Consider the following 16,720-nt stretch of genomic DNA (forward strand, 5'->3'; position numbering starts at 1 on the left):
GAAGTTATGGCTTTCAGTTTAGGTTTAGGCCGTGGACCCTAGTCCCGAATGCTTTCTTGTAAAAGGACTCCAGTCTAATTACATCATCTTTGCTGCTTCCTGAATCCATTGTGTGAAGAATGCTATAGATTAAGTTGTCTGCTCCATTCGCGTTGATGTGACTTCTTAGCATTGCATTTCCATTGTGACCGCCGTTGACATATCCCCGCCAGCGCCCCCATAATCCCTGATTCTGCATGCCAGTAGAGCTATATGCAGAGCCAACGTATGAGTCGCCAGTCGATGCATCTGTGATCACATAGATGCCCGCGACTGAAGAGAGAGCCGCCTTCCAGGTGGGTGCTCCACCTCCACCAATTCGAAGATCAAACTGTTGCCGATTCAAGTGAAACGAGTAAAAACCTGGAAAGGGGACATCGGATATGCCAAAGGGGAATTCTCTAATCTCAATAAACTGAAACCCCATTCCAGTATTGCCAATATTTAAGTATCTGTTTCGGCATGGGCTACTCCACTTAAAGGTCACGCGGCCAAACCATTTATTAATCGCGTTGTCACTAAATGTATTTTCAATTATAAACACGGTATCTCCATTGGCATTGAGTCCGGTTTCCCTAGGGCCAGAAGAGACATCGTAAGCTCCTGCGAAGATATATCGCTCATTCCGATCGAGTGGCAAAAGATTTATGATAGTTCCAGCGTTTCTAAAGTTATTTCTATTCTGGTATTTGTTTTCAGTCGACATTCCATCTTTACCTTTAAAAACTAATACGTCCTGATAATAAGATAAACTATTTCCACTACGAGGAAACACGTGAGCAAAGACTGGCGCAGTCAGGTTGTAGCCATTTGCGAAGTCCTGAAGATTTTCAACTTGGATCATTGATGCTCCCGTTGGCTGGTGGATGGCAAGATTACATTCGCACACACTGTGCCGAGCTGCTCAGCACGTGAATCTCTACGAGTTCTACATGGCTTAAGCGATGTCATCCAATTATGTGAGCAAAGGGAGTGCATTGTCACATGCTATTGACACCATGCAGCGCGCCAGTCTTAGTTATGCATGCATATTCAATGGAAGTTGAATCGCTGTCAACACTCCACTCACATATGCCCCCGTATCAATTCCGATCCGATGTGGCAACCGGGTCACCTGGTAGTCGTTGCGGAACGTATGGCCGTGCACCACGGTGTAAGGCAGCCCATGGGGCTTGGAGAGGAAGGGTTTGCGGATCCAGATCAGATCGTCGAAGGCCTGGCGCTCCAACGGAACCCCCGGCCGCACCCCGGCATGCACAAACAGGTAGTTGCCGCGAACCGCCGTGACCGGCAATTGCTCGAACCACTCCCGGTGTTCGCGCGCCAGGGGCAGCAGTGCGGGGTCGCCGCCGTTGCAGCGCCACAGCTCGAAGGCGAGTCCTCGTTTTGTTGACGCCAACGACTCGACCAGCATCTGCTCGTGGTTGCCGCGCAGCACCGTCACCGCCGCCAGGCCAAAGGCGCCGGGGTTCTCCTGCAGCTGCCAGATCCGCTCCAGCACCTTGCGATCACCATCGGGTTCGGGGGCCCGATCGATCAGATCACCGAGAAAGATCAGCTCCACACCTGAATCCAGATGCGGCAGAAGTTGCTCCTCCAGCAAGGCGGCGCAGCCGTGCACATCCCCGATCGCCACCACATCAGGCCTGGTCATCGTCGCTCTCCCAGACGTTGGTGTTGGACCGCATCGACTCCCGGCTCAGGCGCTTCCGGCTGAGCTTGGGATCGCTCTTGAGCAAGGACAGTTTCTGGTTGAGCAGGTCCAGCTCGCGGGTGATCCTTGGAGTCGCGGGCATCGACAACAGACTGTCGCGCAGATTCCTCAGGCTGAGGCTTGCGGTGTCGTGATCGCCGCGATCGAGTTCGCTGATCACGCGCCTGCGTTCGCGGTCGGCCTTGAAGAGAGCCAGTTGTTCGGCCACCGCCTTATCGGGGTCCAGTGCCCCGAGTTCTTCGCTTTCCATCACCGGCAACTGCAGATGCTCGATCAGGATCTGGCGTTCGCTGCTACCGGGGGCATCCCAGGCCAGGCGCACGCTGAGCATCTCCTGATTGGGGATCCAGGCGGGCAGCTTGAGCTGCACACCCACATTGAGCTCCTGGCCGGTGCGCAGGTTGGGGAGCTGATGGTTGCCGGCGCCGGTGGGCTTGAGGTCGTTGAGCAGATCGACCACCTCGGCGCCGTGCTTGCCCCGTAGACCAATGCTCACCCGCCGCCCGAAGGTGGTGGCCAGGCCCTGGAGCTCGGAGGCGTAGAGATCCGCCAGCTGGCTCGGGGTTTCGATGTGGGCCAGGGTGCCATCGCCTGCGGCGGCCATGGCCCCCATTAGGTCTTCATCGAAGTCCACCCCCAGGCCAAAGCCACTGGTGCTGATTCCCCGTTGGGTCAGACCCGCCACCTTGCTGGCGATCTGATTCTGGTCAGTGAGGCCCTCATTGGCCTGGCCATCGGACAGCAGCAGCACCCGGTTCATCTGGGTGGGATCGAGGTGTTCGGCCACCTGTGTGGCTCCCGCCAGCCAGCCATCGAAGAGGGCCGTGCAGCCACCGCTGTGGATCGTGTTGATCGCAGCGATGAACGGCTGTGGATCGATGACGGGGGTGGAGGGCACGACCACCTTCACCTCATCGTCAAAGGTGACGATGGCGAGGCGATCACGGCTGGTGAGTTCCCCGGCCAGGAAGCGGGCCGCCTTGCGGGCGTAGCTGAGCTTGGTGCCGCTCATCGAGCCGGAGCGGTCGATCACCAGGGCCAGGTTCAGCGGCGGCCGCTGCTGGCGTTGGGGATCAACGTCAAGGGCTGGGGGTGTGATCGTGAGCAGCAGATCAAGGCGTGACGGGCGATCAGAGGCCACCGCCGGCCGCAGAGGCCGGAAGCGCAGGGTGGGTTGGGTCATAGCTGAGTAGGCGGTGGTACTTGGAAAAAAAGATTCAGCTGAAGGGGTCGTCGATCAGTTCGTTGAGCCGATCCAGCAGGCGCTTGAGCCACTGCTGACGGCGGGAACCGGCAGGAGGAAGAGAAACGGATTCGCGGACGTGAACTTCGATCCCGGGGGCAAGGGTGAAGCGCAGCCAACGGCTTGAGGCCTCTCGACTGCTCCCCCCGTAGCGGGAGCCGGAAGGGGAGCGTTCGGAGCGGGCCTGGGTAGAGAAGGGTTCGCTGAGCATCCCGAGAACGGGACTGAGCGAATGGGTTTTGCTCAACAGGTGCGCAGGAATGTCGTCACTGGTTGGGGTGGATTCCTCTGAGGACTGCAGATCCCGGAGGTAGTCGAGGGCGGCACGGGAAGCAGGAGGGGAAGGAACGATGGCCGCCGCCCCTTCCCCATCGAGCTGCTCCAGCTGTTGCTCCAGATCGGGGTCGGCCAGAACGCAGAGGGGAGCAATCGCTGAGAGGCTGAGACCGCGCCGGGCCAAGGCGCGCACCAACACCAGTTGCAGGAGGTGACGGTGGGTATAGACGGCACTGCGGCCCTCCTTGCCGGGGCGATCGATCAACCCCTGGGTGGCATAGAGACGCACGGTGCGAGATGAGATCACCTCTCCCAGCAGCTTGCCGGCGACGAGGAGGAGCTCCTCGAGGCCGTAGAGGGCGTCAGCTGGAGTGGAGACCTTCACCATGGCCTAATTATGCACACTTGCAGTGCAGGTGTCAAGCGGCTAAGCTTCGTGGCCCTGCTGCTGGATCACCTTCGCTCACCCCGCTTCCAAACTCGCCCCAGACCACACCCGACTGCTGGAGCACCTGCAGCAACTGGCCCGGCCCCGCCATGCCCGCTGGGACCCCATGGGCCTGATGGCGGTTCGGGCCTATCTCAAAGAGCAGCTCGGCGCCCTTGGGCCCTTGGAAGAACACCGCTTCTCGGAAGGGATCGATGAGGGCACCAACCTGATTCTCAAGCTCCCCGGCCAGCACCCGGAGCTGGATCCACTGCTGGTGGCAGCCCATTACGACGGCCCCCTGCACTCGATCGGCGCCGATGACAACGCCTCCGGGCTGGCTGCTCTGGTCGAGCTGGCGGTGCACTGGAAGGCACAACCGCCCCGGCGACCCGTGTGGATCGTGGGGTTTGACCAAGAGGAATGGGGCATGTTCGGCAGCACCGCCCTGGCCAGGGAGCTCAAGGCCAGCGGGCAGAAGCTCAAGTTGATGGTGAGCCTGGAAATGCTCGCCTACACCTGCGAAACCCAGAACTACCCTCACCCGGCCATGCGGGCGATCTACGGCGACCGGGGTGATTTCATCGCCGTAGTCGGCAACCTGGGTGCTACAGCGATGCTGCCGGGCCTCGCGAGCCGCATGGGGCGGCATGTCGTCACCAAGCTGCTGCCGGTGCCCGATGCCGGTCGGGCGATTCCCGATGTGCGCCTGAGCGACCACAGCCCCTTCTGGGATACGGGCTACGACGCCGTGATGGTGACCGACACCTCCTTCATGCGCAATCCGCACTACCACAGGATGAGCGACATGATCGACACCCTCGATCTACCATTTCTGGCGGCTGTCACCGAGGGTTTGAAGGAGGGGCTTGGGGTGCTCTGAGTAAGAGGTTCTTAGTGTGCAGGGTGTTGGTCTGGGCGGAGGACTTTACGCTTCTTGGCGAGTAGTCACTCCGGCATCTTGCATCATTAGGATGAAGAGTGTGAATGCCAGAATGTGCAGGTATTGACAGCCTTTGTCTCTGCGCTATGGCGCGCAGCCATGGCCCATGGGCGTAGATTTGTACATTCTGATCACATTTGAGCTTAGAATAGTCCGGCCGTGTAACACCTGATACTCGGGGCATTTGAACTGTCGTTTCATGCGCATTCCCGGATGCTAGCGTCCATAGGGAATATCCTTATCACTTCCCTCTCTCACGCATTTACATAGAATAATGGCACGCCTTCCGGGAAACGACTCTCAAAAGATCTATGAAGCGTCGAAGTGCTTTCTCGAAAACTGCCTGCTCCAGGATGGCTCTCTTGTCTTTGCTGGCGAATCACTTTGGCAGGCCGAACTGCTGCAGCATATCCATCGAGCTTTTGTAGAGGCCCCCGATGAAGGTGATCGATCCTTTATCGAGAAGCTTCGTGATCAGGTCAGGCCAGCTGGCCAGGACGTGGTTCGCCTTGCAGGCGAGCTCCTATGTGTGTACTTCTTGTTCCCTTCGAGTGTCAGTGGAATCCGAAAACGGGAAGTCGTCAATGAAGTTTTTGGTTGGGTTGGGGACAGTCTTCCTCAGAGCAGTCTTGTTTCCCAGGCCTTTGAGCATGGCATCGGTAGCGGCGGTCAGGGTTACAACACCCGTCGACCATTTGAAATCGCATTCCTTATCAACTTCACCATTGCCTGGAAGAAGCTCAACTCCGCCGAGCAGCAGGAGACAGCAGCGGATCCGTGGCGTTTCCAAGAGCTTGTCAATGGCATCGAGGATGCAGAGTCAAAGCAACTCCGGCACATGATGCTCCACCTGCTTTTCCCTGACGAATTTGAGCGCATCGCGAGTGGAAGTCATAAGAGACGGGTCATCGCAGAGTTCTCAGGTTTGATCCCAGACGAATCGGACAATGAAGATCGAAATCTTTTGGCAATCCGGAGAGCTCTCGAGGCATTGCTGCCGAATCAAAGTCTCGACTTTTACTGGCCACCGTTGGAAGCAGCCTGGGACAAGGATTCGTCTCTTGAGGTCATCCAGTACAAGAAACAGATCGTGTTATTTGGCCCACCAGGAACTGGAAAGACGTTTCGAGCCAAAAAGATGGCTCAACGAATTATCCATTCAGTTGCACTCTCACAATGGGGGCCTGCTCGATATTTTAAATCACAGGCAGAGATCACAGAGGCCATCAAGACCAATGTGCACCGTTTACAGCTTCACCCCTCCTACGGCTATGAAGACTTTGTACGTGGCTTGCACATCTCTGATAACGGTGCAACAGAATATCGGCCAGGTTACCTTCCAAGACTAATCGAAGACATCGAGAAGATACCGAGAGAGGTGCGTCTTCCACATGTGCTGATTCTCGATGAGATGAACCGAACAGACCTGAGTCGGATGTTGGGCGAGTGTTTTTCGTTATTGGAGGATCGGAATCAGACGATCGAATTGCCAGCGCGCAATGGGAACGAGGAAACACTCAAGTTGCGGATTCCAGATGATCTGTTTGTGATTGGAACGATGAATCTGATCGACCAGTCCATTGAACAGATTGACTTTGCCCTGCGTCGCCGCTTCCTTTGGGAATTGTGTCCCTTTGACGCCGAGGCACTTATCGCGGCTGCCGAAGCTAAATGGGATGATCTTGGTTGCGGCATTTCCTGGGATCGGGTAGAAGCTGACTTTCGAGGACTGGCAGGTGCAGCCACCGAATTGAATCGCGAGATTCACAACAGTGATGTTTTGGGTTCCCAGTATGAAATCGGACACACCTACCTTCTTGATGTGGTGGTGTTCCTCCGGAATTTCCTTGGCCTGCGTCCAACACGTAGGCAGAACTATCTCTGGAACAGGAATGGCAAAGCGCTTGAACCAGTTATTCAGGTATGGAAGCTATCCCTGCTGCCTCTGTTAGAACAGTACTTGGCCGGGCTCGATTCCAATTCTCGGAATGGGGAGCTGGATAAGCTCGCCAAGGTCTTTCTCAGGTCTTCGGTGATTGAATGAAACTAATCGCTAAGGACTGTTCCCCGCTGAACCCGCAGCCGACGGCGGCAGAAGCTGACTGGCTACGGAGGGTCGCAGCGAGCATTTCTACCGGTGATTTCGTCGTCCCGATCTCAGGCGACCGCGATGATGACGAACCTATCGTGTACTGCTCGTGGGATGGTACATGGTGGGCCGGTCGGTACGTGGGCTCCCTGTCTTCTGAAGGCCACTGTTTGACGATTGAGCCTCGCTTCGGCCTGGCTGCACTTAGAAGCTGGCTGTCAGAGGCAGCCTCTGTTGTACTGATTGAGTCGCCAGGGCATTTGCGCCAGGACGAGTCCTTCATTGTGCAGTTGTTGGCAGCAGTCTGGGCGCACGGTTTTGTCGAGGCCGCGCGCCATGGTTTGCCAGCTCTTCGCCGAGATGTCGCGAGCAAAGGTCCAACGATCCGCGGGCGACTTGATGTCACTGCCTCAATTCGATTGATTGCATCGAAAAGCAGGGAGGTGGTCTCCATCAGATCGGAACGGTCGTTGGATCACGCCGCATCCAATGCCATCATCGCCGCCTATTGCGTTTTGCGCCGGTGGCTCGGAGTTCCTGACGATCAATGGATGCCCACTCGCGCAAAGGAACTCATCCCACACTTGATGGCTGTAACAGGACCACGTCCACGCGTACCTACAAAGGCTGAACTAGATCATATTCGTTATACGCCGATTACCGTAAGGTTTGCCCCGATTGCTGAGTTATCTCGCCAAATCGCAAATCGACGCGGACTTGCTGCTGATGTGGATGCAAGTGGCGAAACCAAAGGCGTTCTTCTGGATGTGGCCGAACTATGGGAGATGTATGTACTAAGCCTTCTCCGTAAAGCAGCGACTCCGCTAAATGTGAAGCACGGCACTCGGGAGAGAAACGCCTCCAAGAAGCTTCTCTGTAGTGACGTCGATGGGCAGGGGCTCGGTACCTTGATCCCTGATGCCGTCCTCTGCAGAGACAACGATGTTCTAGCCGTGGCCGATGCGAAGTACAAGCGCCTGCACAAGTCTCGGCTTGCGCCGAACGGCCCTCAGAGAGAGGATCTTTACCAAATGGCTGCCTACTTGGCTAGATATACTCCAACTGTCGGCAACGCGGCATGGGGGCTCCTTGCATATCCCGTCGATCCGTCACAGCCAGAGGTTGCTCCAGCAGAACTATTCAGCCCATGGAGTCTAGATCAAGGGAAGAAGGTTGTATTCACATCACTTCCGCATGACGCTGAACTTGCGACACAGAAGCTACGGAGTCTCATCGCACTTATGACATCTGAACGTTCCATCTTGGGTCATCGCTCGTGATCAGCACCACCGTTCCACTGTGGCGGGCTTTGTCTTCTTGCCCGGGGTGAACAGGTCGGTGGCCCTATCCAGCAGCTGCTTCTTCCCCTGATTCACATGGACCGTGTGCACCGCATGATCAGCGGCGATCTCCTGGAGGGTCTTGCGGCCACTGATCGCCTCCATGGCAACCTTGGCCTCGAACTCGGGACTATGGGTGCGGCGTTTGTTAATGGGTGGGAGCCCCCTCTCAGGGGCGGGGCCCCGCCTCACAGGTTAACGTTGGACCCTGTCCTGAAAACCCAGGCCACCTCAATAGTGTGCGCGAGGCGAACTGTGCATCGGTGTCGTTCGAGCACCGAATCAACCGGGCTGATTCGAGTTGAGGTGCCAGATGGATTGGAATGGCTGAGGCCAAGTGCTGTCTATGGCCTTCTCAGACTAACCCAGACTGGCAAGTCCACGATTAGCAGCGATATCGGCAGTATCCCAAGGCTTGCAGTCACCTGCTCTTGTTAGCACGTTGTTCAAGCTATGCTGATCCCACTAAGTCCGAGCAAAGGCTGGCTTCCTCTTCGTCTATCCCTTTGCAGCAGCAGCTACAATGTCAACAGCTTACCCCTGCACAATGACAGCCAAGCGAGACTGGCTATGCGAGATACAACTTCTTCAACAGCAGGTAAGTGCAACACTGCCGGAACTAAAAGGACCACCTCAACTATTTCTTCGTATTTTCGCTGACAACATTGATAACCCAGCTTACAGAGACCGCTTTCTATTGTTTCTCAAGCAACTAGCGCTCTGCAATTGGGCCACACGTTTTACGGCGGGAGAAATAGGTGAAGAGCCGACCAGATATGCCGGTGGAGCGGTTGTGGACTTTTCTAGCGATATCAACGCACCCTTGTTTTTTGAAAGTGTTGTTGAGCCTCGTCTTCGAAAGAACTTATCTGAACTCAAGTGGCTCATTGATCTGCCAAAGAGGTATCCGCATGTTAAGGAACATATTGCATTTGGGATTCTCTTTCGCTGTTATCTAGACTTGCTCCTCAGCCTTGAAGTAATGGCTGGCAAGTTGACATACCATAACTATGGCTCGCTGCCCAATTTCGAAGATCCAAAGTACTGGAAAGTGCAACAAGAGTCATTTCACGCAGTTGGCCTGCACCTTTGCGGAGCTGAAATGTTCTCGCACGCTTTCAAGGGCAACACCTTTGGTTTCTTCGATGAAATGATACGCCTAAAGCATAAGTCTAGGGGCTAGGCCTTCGGCTACTTGCTGGAAATGCCTAGTATGCTCTAGCAATGCTATGAATGTACCCGCTTCTCCTTTTCCAGTCGGGCATTAGGGCATTCAAGCTGTCTGCATAACATTCTTGTTCATTGCTAAGTAAGTTCTTGTCTTTAAGGATTTCGAACAGCCTCTGAGATGGGTGACACCAATCGACAACGTCATCTGCCCACGGCAGCAGAGCAGTCAATTCATTTCGCCATGTGCTACCTCCAACAAAGCCTGCATACAACAACCATCCATAACGTTCAGCCACGAGTGCCTCTGCGCCCCTCATCGGCAAATCGACTTCTTGAGATCTTGTGGATCTTAAAGGTATCCAGAACTTGTGCAACACCTTTAGGGCCATGTTGGCCTTGGCGATCAGTGGCACTAGAGTATTCTTGGCACCGAAGTCTTTACTAATATGATAATCTAGCTCATCGCATCGTTTTGCGACGTAACGAATTCTGGCTAGAATTTCGTCGTTTGGCACATCAGCAAGACTTTCAGTCCACATCCACAGGCTACCAAGTAGAACCCTGGTAGCACGATAATGGCCACACTCTTCACGCTCGGCACCTAAAAAGTTTCCAGTTTCCCTGAGCCTTGATATCCTCCTATGGTGATTGGCTTCTGTCCTGGTTAGTTCTGAGTGAGCCCGAAGGATAATGTCAAGCATTATAACTCAAAGGCTGATGTTTTTGAGTCGCTCCTCTAGTAGTGGGCTTCCCGCGATAGCCTCGCCAAAGCTTTCTAGTAAGCTAGGCGCTAGTCCAAGTTCTTGACTGGCCAAGGATTCACTGGCTTCGGAAAGTGCCTCATCCATCGCGTCCTCAAGAAGCAATTCAGTCAACGGATCAATGAAATCAAGTGGATTAATCACTTATGCTTGTTTAAACTTGCAATCGTGAAAATACACGACAAGGGTTCGCATGTCAAGCTAGTAAATAGAACTTCATGGCAAGGGCAGCTACTGAGTTCCAGGCCTCCCGCAGACCCACCAGGGTGTGGAGAGTGCCGGGCGGCATCAGCCACCCTGGGACTTACGGCGTGGTAGAGCCGCGGGGCGGTTAGCCTGCAGTGCAGATTCAATTCCCCGAGTCCGTAGAGATCGCTGCAGTGAGATCGACTCCTTATGCACGCGCACAGGAGTTGCTGCGTCAAGGACACACCTACCTCGACGCTGATGGGGATGGACAGTCTTGCGAATGACCCGCCTAAAGAGCGATACCTCCGGCAAGCCACTGGCTGCACTCGGGCCGGCTGGTTAAGTTCCTTTTAACCGACTTTGCTTGACCATGGCCCTTATCGGATCGGATCTGCTGGCCACCATCAAAGCGTTGCCTGAGGCCTCGAAGTCGGACCTGGTGCGAGCCGCCGGCTATGTGAGCACCAAGAAGGACGGTAGTGAAAGGCTGAACTTCACCGCTTTCTATGAGGCGCTGCTGGAGGCCAAAGGGGTCAGTCTCGGAGTCGGGATCGGCACCGGCAAAGGGAAGGCCGGCCGCACCTTGAGCTACGTGGCCACGGTGCAGGGCAACGGCAACCTGCTGGTGGGCAAGGCCTACACCAGCCTGCTTGACCTATAGCCGGGCGATGAATTCGAGATTAAGCTGGGTCGTAAGCAGATCCGCCTGGTACCCGTGGGTGGATCCGACGAGGAGGCCTGACGATCAGTCAGTTAGGTGGGCTGAACCTTTCTTGGTGCTGGCTGTCTGGTGAGAGGGGTGTCTTTGCTGACACCCCAAACAAGCGACGTGCCGGATCCATGACCGCAGGCTTAGCCCCTACGCTCCATGATCAGGAAGCCGTAGAGCTCTTGACGGGGTTCAGTATCGCCAGTGCTTGAGCCATCGATTCCACCGTGCGGGCCGTTGATTCGAGCGCAACGGCAGTGGAATCCACCGTCTCTTCGATCGAATCAAGCTTCTCTTCGAATTCAGCAGCGGTGGAGAAAGGCTCTCCACGCGTGACTTCTGCGGAGACACCGCTCAAGAGCCCATAGATGTCTTTGGACCACTCTTCGATTTCTTTGATTGTCTTTCCCTGCGCTCTGACCGCTGCAGCTAGCTCCGTGACCGAGGCAAATAGCTCTTCCATTGAATCAACCAAGACTTGAAGTAGTCTATCACGGCTATTGCAGTCCGATGCATTCAGGCCTGGCAATACTTGACCGGAGAGACGAAGTCAGGTTATCCATGAATTCATCTGCATACTGGCAATGCTTGCGTTGCGCATGACACCCCGGGCAAGGGTAATGGCGGCCAGGTATCTAGAGAATCCACTTGCTATTAATATCCGCAATCAGCCTGCGCGTGACATGGGCCGCTCGCCTTTGCTGGCCCCAGCGTGGCGAAGACTGATGCGGACTGGGGTTCAATAGATCGTCAGCTCAGCACGGGTGCTGCTGTACGAAGCAGGTCCAAGGCCTATCTGATTCATAACCCCCTTCCGCTGTGTGACCCTCCTACCTGGAACCGCTGACAAAACAAAGAACAGCGATAGGAATCAACACTCCGATTCTACTGTTGTTCACGAATAGCTCAAGGTGCTGTCTAGTCCCCTCGACCCGATTTCTGCTGAGAATGCAGATCCAACGCCTCAACGCTCCTTTGATCCCTTTGTTCAGATTACGGTGGATCAAGTCTCGCTCAGGATCCGTAGAAGCCGCGCCGGCTCCTGCAAGTATCTGCTCCACTTGGTCCTGCTCAAGCCTGAAGTCACAGAACGTCCTGTGGGTCATCAGGGCTGGATCCCCATGGGGCACCGCACCGTTGGAATCATTGCCCTGCGGCTCGACTACACCGGTGAGGGGATCCTCGGTCAGTCGATTAGCACGTACGGCCACAGGGAGTGGATCGCATTCTGCTCCCGTCTCGCTGTCTTCTCCAACGGTCTCGACCAGCTGGCTCTAAGCCCGGAGCTGAGGGGGCTGGCCGAATGGGACTCCGAACCCCAGGCCTACTTCTTTCGCAACATCTGGCTGAAGGGCCACTGGCAGTGGTTGCGGATCCAAGAGGAAAGCCCTGGCCTGACGACGCTCACGCTCAGCCTGGCGGAGATCGTCGCTGCAGCTGAGACCCAAGCCCTCGCAGCGGTACCGACGGCGCCGAGTGGGGGTTCAGCTGTCTCTGCAGCTCAGCAGCGTCGACCGGATTGAACGCCTGGCAGGTGCTGGGCCATCGGCCGATTCCCTTCGGGGTGGTGCTGCCGAGGACTTTGGGGGCGGCCTCCCTGTTATGAACTCCGTTGAGGCCTATGAGGAAGCGTGACAGCCCTTGCTACCACCGCATTTTGCGCTGTGACGGCCATGACGCTGTCTCCGCACCGACCCATGCGAACCCCTGGCGGATGGTCCGGATGACGCCTGCACCACCCACCTGGGCCTCCAGCCGGGTGATGTGTTCGCGATCAAACTCTGGCGCTAGCAGATCCGCCGGCTTCCAGCTGTTGGGGCTGCCGACGAGGAGCGAGGGTGTGGTTGTGTATGCCGGCTGGCCGTCGGTCAACGAAATCGCTCGCAGGACACCAGGAAGCCGCTGACGTGGTCGGGCCACTGGGCCAGCGCCAGCAGCTCTCGGGGCTGCCGGGCAAAGCCTTTCTGGGAGAGGGCCATGAGCTCGGCCAGGTTGTCGTGGGTGACCAAAGGTTTGCTCCTCATCGCGGTTTCGCAGGCGTCGACGAACTCCTGCCCCTGCTCCGCCAGGCACTGGGCGTAGGCCGCCTCGAAGCTCACTCCCTGCTCCTGCAGCCGCACGAAGGCATCCAGCTCAGAAGGTAGGTGGTCCAGCCAGAGGGGAAGGCTCCGCACTGGCCCGATGGTGACCTCGCCGGTCTCCGTGTGCATCAGCACCACGGTGGCCTCCAGGGTCCAGCTGGGTTGGGCCAGCAGCTGGTCGGCTGCATTCTCGAAGGCCCCGCGGTTGTCCTCAACCAGGGCCTGGTGGATGTCCCCGAGTTCGGACATGGCAAAGGGGGTGACACGACAAAGCCCGGTGACGAAGCGACCGGACTCGGAAGGAGTTTGATTGACCGGGCGGAGGTGCTGACGCTGGCACCTGGGGCCAGGTGACTAGGAGACTGCTGAAAACCCAGCCGGCTAAGAGAGGCTGGACCAACGGCACCGAGCAGATACGCGGCCAGCAGGACCGGACGGAGTGGCCCCTGTTCTCCTCCACCACCTTCAAGGAGCGGATTCCCAGGCCCATCTGCTGGAGCCCGTAAAGCGGCTGGTGGATCAACGGAACCCGGTCTCGCCTGCGGCGGTTTCCTCTTCTTCAGGCAAGCTGCGGGCGCCGATCCCGTCGTGGCCACGTTGATGTCTCAGCAGGCTGCGCGAGGGCAGCGCCAAGGTGCCGTTCTGGGCGAACCGATGCGCGTCCTGTGTGGATTACAGCAGCGATGCAGTGCCGAAGAACGGGTCCGGGTTCGAGAGGGCCACAAACAGGGACACATAGGTGGCCAGCAGCAGCCACAACACTCTGAGAGCAATGAAGCTGGTCGATAGCCGGTCAATCCTCCACGCGCACACCAGGCTGACCAGACCGGTCAGGAGTCCGGCGACGGTATCTGCGGCTCCAAGCACAGGGCTATGGAGCAGGAAGTAGACGGTGGTGAAGGCTGAAAACAGCACCCAGCCCACACCCTCCGACCACAGGAACACCGTCCGCTTAGTGGAGCGATCCGTCGCATTGGCGATACGTGACAAGGCCACCAGGGATGTCACATTGAGAACCAACCAGGCCGGGGCGAAGGCCCAGTCGGGAGGTGCCACAACCGGCTGTCGAAACGCGTTGTAAAACGCGAAGTCCCCTCCAAGGCCTGCGGGTAGAGCACTGGTTGCGTTTGCAACCGCAAGGATGGTGACTGCGTGCCACCACTTGAATCCACCGCGATCAGCCATTCTCCCCAGGGCGCAAGGCCTCTGAATTATCAGCGTGCATCTGCTCGCTACCTGCCAGTGTTAGATGCAGAGCACGCTCCTGTCGGCATGCTTGGTTCTGGGCCAAGGCGCTGGTGGACGTAGTCGGCAGTTGATTCTTGGCAACGAGTCCAGCAACTGCTCCAGGAAGACCACACGCACCTCGACCGTGATGGGGTTGGCGAGGCTTGCCAGACTCCGTTGATCGAGCCATCCGTGCGTACATGGGATGACCGCAATCTGATTGTCTGATAAGGTCCGGTTTACTGAGCTTCTTGTCAATGCCCCTTACCGGATCGGATTTGCTAGCCATCGTGAAAGCCCTGCCTGATGCTTCGAAGTCTGATCTGGTGCGAGCCGCTGGCTATGTCAGCACCAGAACGGATGGCAGCGAGCGGCTGAACTACACCGCCTTCTATGAGGCACTGCTGGAAGCGAAGGGCGTCAGCTTGGAAAGTGGGGGCGGGAAAAGCAAAGGGCCCGGTGGCCGCAGCTTGAGCTACGTGACCAAGGTGCAGTTCAATGGCAACCTGCTGGTGGGTAAGGCCTACACCGCCATACTTGATCTCAAGCCAGGCGACGAATTCGAGATCAAGCTGGGTCGTAAGCAGATCCGGCTGATTCCGATGGGCGGAGTGGAAGAGGAAGACTGACGCGCTTACCTGTCGAAACGCGAAAGAGATGATCGACAAGATGTTTCTTACGCCACTTCTTTGCTTTGTCGGCATGAGGTGTTCCTACTGGAAGAGCATTGGCCAATACGACACCAGGGACGATCTAAATGCTGAGGTTCGGGCTTTCCTCCGCTGCAATGGAGTGTTGAGGTTGCTCGGCCGCATCACCCGCCCCTGGAACCTTCGCCTTGCCGCACGTTGTATCTGATCCAGTCCGATGTTGGAACCAGCCTCCCGGGTGTTGGGTGGACCGGCGGTCGCTTTCCTACCCTGATGGAGCTTGAACGCCGTCTTGATGCGCACCCCTATTCCCTTCGCTCTCGCTCTGCTGCTGCTGGGGAGCGGGTGCAGCACCTCATCGGCCACCAAGCCGGCGACAAGCACGGCAGCACCCTCTCCGCCCCCGCTGAGCCAGGCCACCCCCCCTGCTGCTGGGGTCACCCTGTTCGAGAACGTGCGGGTGTTCGACGGCCAGGCGGCCCAGCTCTCACCGCCCAGCAACGTGCTGGTGGTGGGCCGGACGATCCAAAGCATCACCACCACCCCGATCACACCACATGCGGGGCAGCCGGTGACCCGGATCGAGGGAGCGGGTCGGGTGCTGATGCCAGGCCTGATCGACAACCACGTCCATGTGCTGATGAGCGCCAGCAGCCAGGCTGATCTGCTCGATCCCAAGGTGGAGCCGAAGCTGCTGCAGGAGCGGGCCACCGCCGAGGCGGGCCGGATGCTGATGCGGGGCTTCACCAGCGTGCGTGACCTGGGCGGCCCGATGCTGGTGGACAGGCCCGCCATCGACCGGGGCAGCCTGCCCGGTCCTCGCATCTATCCGAGCGGGGCGATGATCTCCCAGACCTCCGGGCACGGCGATTCACGGCTTCCGCATGAGCGTTCACGCCGGTTCTTCGGGGAGGTGTCGCGGGGCGAGAAGCTGGGGGCTAACTTCATCGCCGACGGCCGCGACGAGGTGCTCACCGCCACCCGCGAGGACCTGCGGGCCGGGGCCAGCCAGATCAAGGTGATGGCTGGTGGGGGAGCAGCCTCGGCCTATGACCCGCTCGATGTCACGCAGTACACCCTCGATGAGATGAAAGCCGCCGTGGAGGCGGCCTCCGACTGGGGCACCTACGTGACGGTGCATGCCTACACCCCGAAGGCGGTGCGGCGAGCTGTCGAGTCCGGGGTGAAGTGTGTCGAGCACGGCCAGCTGCTCGATCAGGCCACGATGCAGCTGCTGGCACAGAAGGGAGTCTGGCTGAGTCTGCAGGCCCTCGATGAGGCCCCCCCGACGGCGCCGGAGAACGTGCGGCAGAAGAAGCACACCGTGGTGTCGGGAACCGACAACGCCTTTCGCTGGGCGAAGCAGTACGGGGTCAAGCTCGCCTGGGGCACCGACTTTCTGTTCATGCCGGCCCAGAACGTGAAGCAGAACTCCGACATCCTCAAGCTGAAGCAGTGGATGACGCCGCCCGAGATCCTCAAGCTGGTGACCCACGACAACGCCAAGCTGCTGGCGCTCTCCGGCCCCCGCAATCCCTACCCCGGTGCTCTGGGGGTGGTGAAGAGCGGTGCACTGGCCGATCTGCTGCTGGTGGATGGCAATCCGCTGGAGAATCTCGATCTGATCGGCGATCCCCAGAAGCGCTTTCTGGTGATCATGAAAGACGGCCGGATCTACAAGAACAGCCTGGCCGCTGCCGCGGCGGGTTGATCGTGATCCCGCAGGAGTGGATCTGCGTTAGCAGCAGCGTGGTCTCCATCGACTCGCGGTAGTCCTCGACCAGGGCCTGGTGGATGCCTGTGAGGTCAGGCATGGGATGGTTGAACACAACAGAGCCCGGCGACGAGGCCACCGGGCTCTG

Annotated in this window: 17 protein-coding genes and 1 pseudogene; 8 read left to right on the plus strand and 10 right to left on the minus strand. The window is 57.7% G+C overall.

The window, feature by feature from the left end; translation table 11 throughout:
- Window positions 1–13: 13 nt before the first annotated feature.
- The 4 genes from CJZ80_RS14865 to CJZ80_RS03335 all read right to left on the minus strand — a co-directional run bounded on the left by CJZ80_RS14865 (window position 14) and on the right by CJZ80_RS03335 (window position 3,660).
- Window positions 14–883, minus strand: coding sequence for a GIY-YIG nuclease family protein (locus tag CJZ80_RS14865; RefSeq protein ID WP_144036893.1), 870 nt, complete (start codon window positions 881–883; stop codon window positions 14–16).
- 174 nt (window positions 884–1,057) lie between these two features.
- Complete coding sequence (locus CJZ80_RS03325; protein ID WP_094510649.1) at window positions 1,058–1,693, minus strand: metallophosphoesterase family protein; 636 nt, start codon at window positions 1,691–1,693, stop codon at window positions 1,058–1,060.
- On the minus strand, window positions 1,680–2,936 hold the full coding sequence (locus tag CJZ80_RS03330; protein ID WP_094510650.1) for a VWA domain-containing protein: 1,257 nt from the start codon (window positions 2,934–2,936) through the stop codon (window positions 1,680–1,682). Before CJZ80_RS03330 ends, CJZ80_RS03325 begins: the two co-directional genes overlap by 14 nt.
- 34 nt (window positions 2,937–2,970) lie before the next feature.
- Complete coding sequence (locus CJZ80_RS03335; protein WP_094510651.1) at window positions 2,971–3,660, minus strand: MerR family transcriptional regulator; 690 nt, start codon at window positions 3,658–3,660, stop codon at window positions 2,971–2,973.
- 175 nt (window positions 3,661–3,835) lie between these two features.
- On the opposite strand from CJZ80_RS03335, the gene CJZ80_RS03340 reads away from it, so the two are divergent.
- From CJZ80_RS03340 to CJZ80_RS03350, 3 genes are all read left to right on the plus strand, one after another.
- Window positions 3,836–4,582 carry a M20/M25/M40 family metallo-hydrolase gene (locus CJZ80_RS03340; RefSeq protein ID WP_158217413.1) on the plus strand — a complete coding sequence of 249 codons (747 nt, stop codon included), beginning with the start codon at window positions 3,836–3,838 and terminating at the stop codon, window positions 4,580–4,582.
- 334 nt (window positions 4,583–4,916) lie between these two features.
- Window positions 4,917–6,686: an AAA family ATPase gene (locus CJZ80_RS03345; protein ID WP_094510653.1), complete on the plus strand. Its 1,770-nt coding sequence runs from the start codon at window positions 4,917–4,919 to the stop codon at window positions 6,684–6,686.
- Window positions 6,683–8,011 (plus strand): hypothetical protein, encoded by a 1,329-nt coding sequence (locus CJZ80_RS03350; protein WP_094510654.1) that lies wholly within the window; start codon window positions 6,683–6,685, stop codon window positions 8,009–8,011. Before CJZ80_RS03345 ends, CJZ80_RS03350 begins: the two co-directional genes overlap by 4 nt.
- Here the strand turns inward: CJZ80_RS03350 and CJZ80_RS03355 are convergent, their stop codons facing one another.
- Window positions 8,012–8,176: a hypothetical protein gene (locus tag CJZ80_RS03355; RefSeq protein ID WP_233132765.1), complete on the minus strand. Its 165-nt coding sequence runs from the start codon at window positions 8,174–8,176 to the stop codon at window positions 8,012–8,014.
- A 442-nt stretch (window positions 8,177–8,618) separates the two neighbouring features.
- On the opposite strand from CJZ80_RS03355, the gene CJZ80_RS14870 reads away from it, so the two are divergent.
- Entirely contained in the window at window positions 8,619–9,254 is a 636-nt protein-coding gene (locus tag CJZ80_RS14870; protein WP_144036894.1) for a hypothetical protein, read from the plus strand.
- Between the two features lie 25 nt (window positions 9,255–9,279).
- Here CJZ80_RS14870 and CJZ80_RS14875 read toward each other — a convergent pair whose 3' ends face one another.
- Window positions 9,280–9,942 carry a hypothetical protein gene (locus CJZ80_RS14875; RefSeq protein ID WP_144036895.1) on the minus strand — a complete coding sequence of 221 codons (663 nt, stop codon included), beginning with the start codon at window positions 9,940–9,942 and terminating at the stop codon, window positions 9,280–9,282.
- A 6-nt stretch (window positions 9,943–9,948) separates the two neighbouring features.
- Entirely contained in the window at window positions 9,949–10,146 is a 198-nt protein-coding gene (locus tag CJZ80_RS14880) for a hypothetical protein (protein WP_144036896.1), read from the minus strand.
- Between the two features lie 415 nt (window positions 10,147–10,561).
- On the opposite strand from CJZ80_RS14880, the pseudogene CJZ80_RS03360 reads away from it, so the two are divergent.
- Window positions 10,562–10,933 (plus strand): annotated as a pseudogene (locus tag CJZ80_RS03360) (AbrB family transcriptional regulator).
- A gap of 130 nt (window positions 10,934–11,063) precedes the next feature.
- On the opposite strand, the gene CJZ80_RS03365 reads toward CJZ80_RS03360, so the two are convergent.
- Entirely contained in the window at window positions 11,064–11,363 is a 300-nt protein-coding gene (locus tag CJZ80_RS03365) for a hypothetical protein (protein WP_094510656.1), read from the minus strand.
- 658 nt (window positions 11,364–12,021) lie between these two features.
- Here CJZ80_RS03365 and CJZ80_RS03370 point away from each other — a divergent pair.
- Window positions 12,022–12,423 carry a hypothetical protein gene (locus CJZ80_RS03370; protein ID WP_144036897.1) on the plus strand — a complete coding sequence of 134 codons (402 nt, stop codon included), beginning with the start codon at window positions 12,022–12,024 and terminating at the stop codon, window positions 12,421–12,423.
- Between the two features lie 345 nt (window positions 12,424–12,768).
- Here the strand turns inward: CJZ80_RS03370 and CJZ80_RS03375 are convergent, their stop codons facing one another.
- Both CJZ80_RS03375 and CJZ80_RS03380 read right to left on the minus strand, forming a co-directional pair.
- Entirely contained in the window at window positions 12,769–13,230 is a 462-nt protein-coding gene (locus CJZ80_RS03375) for a hypothetical protein (protein WP_094510658.1), read from the minus strand.
- 423 nt (window positions 13,231–13,653) lie between these two features.
- On the minus strand, window positions 13,654–14,166 hold the full coding sequence (locus CJZ80_RS03380; protein ID WP_094510659.1) for a TspO/MBR family protein: 513 nt from the start codon (window positions 14,164–14,166) through the stop codon (window positions 13,654–13,656).
- A 299-nt stretch (window positions 14,167–14,465) separates the two neighbouring features.
- Here CJZ80_RS03380 and CJZ80_RS03385 point away from each other — a divergent pair, with 299 nt between their 5' ends.
- On the plus strand, window positions 14,466–14,837 hold the full coding sequence (locus CJZ80_RS03385; protein WP_094510660.1) for an AbrB family transcriptional regulator: 372 nt from the start codon (window positions 14,466–14,468) through the stop codon (window positions 14,835–14,837).
- 316 nt (window positions 14,838–15,153) lie between these two features.
- A complete protein-coding gene (locus tag CJZ80_RS03390; RefSeq protein WP_094510661.1) occupies window positions 15,154–16,569 on the plus strand; it encodes an amidohydrolase family protein in 1,416 nt (471 codons plus the stop codon).
- Window positions 16,570–16,720: the final 151 nt, after the last annotated feature.

Source organism: Synechococcus sp. MW101C3 (genome assembly GCF_002252635.1).
Taxonomy (GTDB): domain Bacteria; phylum Cyanobacteriota; class Cyanobacteriia; order PCC-6307; family Cyanobiaceae; genus MW101C3.

What these genes read in the sequence shown, in the direction of transcription:
- CJZ80_RS14865 (WP_144036893.1), bottom strand. Translation starts at nt 883, where the DNA reads ATGATCCAAGTTGAAAATCTTCAGGACTTCGCAAATGGCTACAACCTG.
- CJZ80_RS03325 (WP_094510649.1), bottom strand. Translation starts at nt 1,693, where the DNA reads ATGACCAGGCCTGATGTGGTGGCGATCGGGGATGTGCACGGCTGCGCC.
- CJZ80_RS03330 (WP_094510650.1), bottom strand. Translation starts at nt 2,936, where the DNA reads ATGACCCAACCCACCCTGCGCTTCCGGCCTCTGCGGCCGGCGGTGGCC.
- CJZ80_RS03335 (WP_094510651.1), bottom strand. Translation starts at nt 3,660, where the DNA reads ATGGTGAAGGTCTCCACTCCAGCTGACGCCCTCTACGGCCTCGAGGAG.
- CJZ80_RS03340 (WP_158217413.1), top strand. Translation starts at nt 3,836, where the DNA reads ATGGCGGTTCGGGCCTATCTCAAAGAGCAGCTCGGCGCCCTTGGGCCC.
- CJZ80_RS03345 (WP_094510653.1), top strand. Translation starts at nt 4,917, where the DNA reads ATGGCACGCCTTCCGGGAAACGACTCTCAAAAGATCTATGAAGCGTCG.
- CJZ80_RS03350 (WP_094510654.1), top strand. Translation starts at nt 6,683, where the DNA reads ATGAAACTAATCGCTAAGGACTGTTCCCCGCTGAACCCGCAGCCGACG.
- CJZ80_RS03355 (WP_233132765.1), bottom strand. Translation starts at nt 8,176, where the DNA reads ATGGAGGCGATCAGTGGCCGCAAGACCCTCCAGGAGATCGCCGCTGAT.
- CJZ80_RS14870 (WP_144036894.1), top strand. Translation starts at nt 8,619, where the DNA reads ATGACAGCCAAGCGAGACTGGCTATGCGAGATACAACTTCTTCAACAG.
- CJZ80_RS14875 (WP_144036895.1), bottom strand. Translation starts at nt 9,942, where the DNA reads ATGCTTGACATTATCCTTCGGGCTCACTCAGAACTAACCAGGACAGAA.
- CJZ80_RS03365 (WP_094510656.1), bottom strand. Translation starts at nt 11,363, where the DNA reads ATGGAAGAGCTATTTGCCTCGGTCACGGAGCTAGCTGCAGCGGTCAGA.
- CJZ80_RS03370 (WP_144036897.1), top strand. Translation starts at nt 12,022, where the DNA reads ATGGGGCACCGCACCGTTGGAATCATTGCCCTGCGGCTCGACTACACC.
- CJZ80_RS03375 (WP_094510658.1), bottom strand. Translation starts at nt 13,230, where the DNA reads ATGTCCGAACTCGGGGACATCCACCAGGCCCTGGTTGAGGACAACCGC.
- CJZ80_RS03380 (WP_094510659.1), bottom strand. Translation starts at nt 14,166, where the DNA reads ATGGCTGATCGCGGTGGATTCAAGTGGTGGCACGCAGTCACCATCCTT.
- CJZ80_RS03385 (WP_094510660.1), top strand. Translation starts at nt 14,466, where the DNA reads ATGCCCCTTACCGGATCGGATTTGCTAGCCATCGTGAAAGCCCTGCCT.
- CJZ80_RS03390 (WP_094510661.1), top strand. Translation starts at nt 15,154, where the DNA reads ATGCGCACCCCTATTCCCTTCGCTCTCGCTCTGCTGCTGCTGGGGAGC.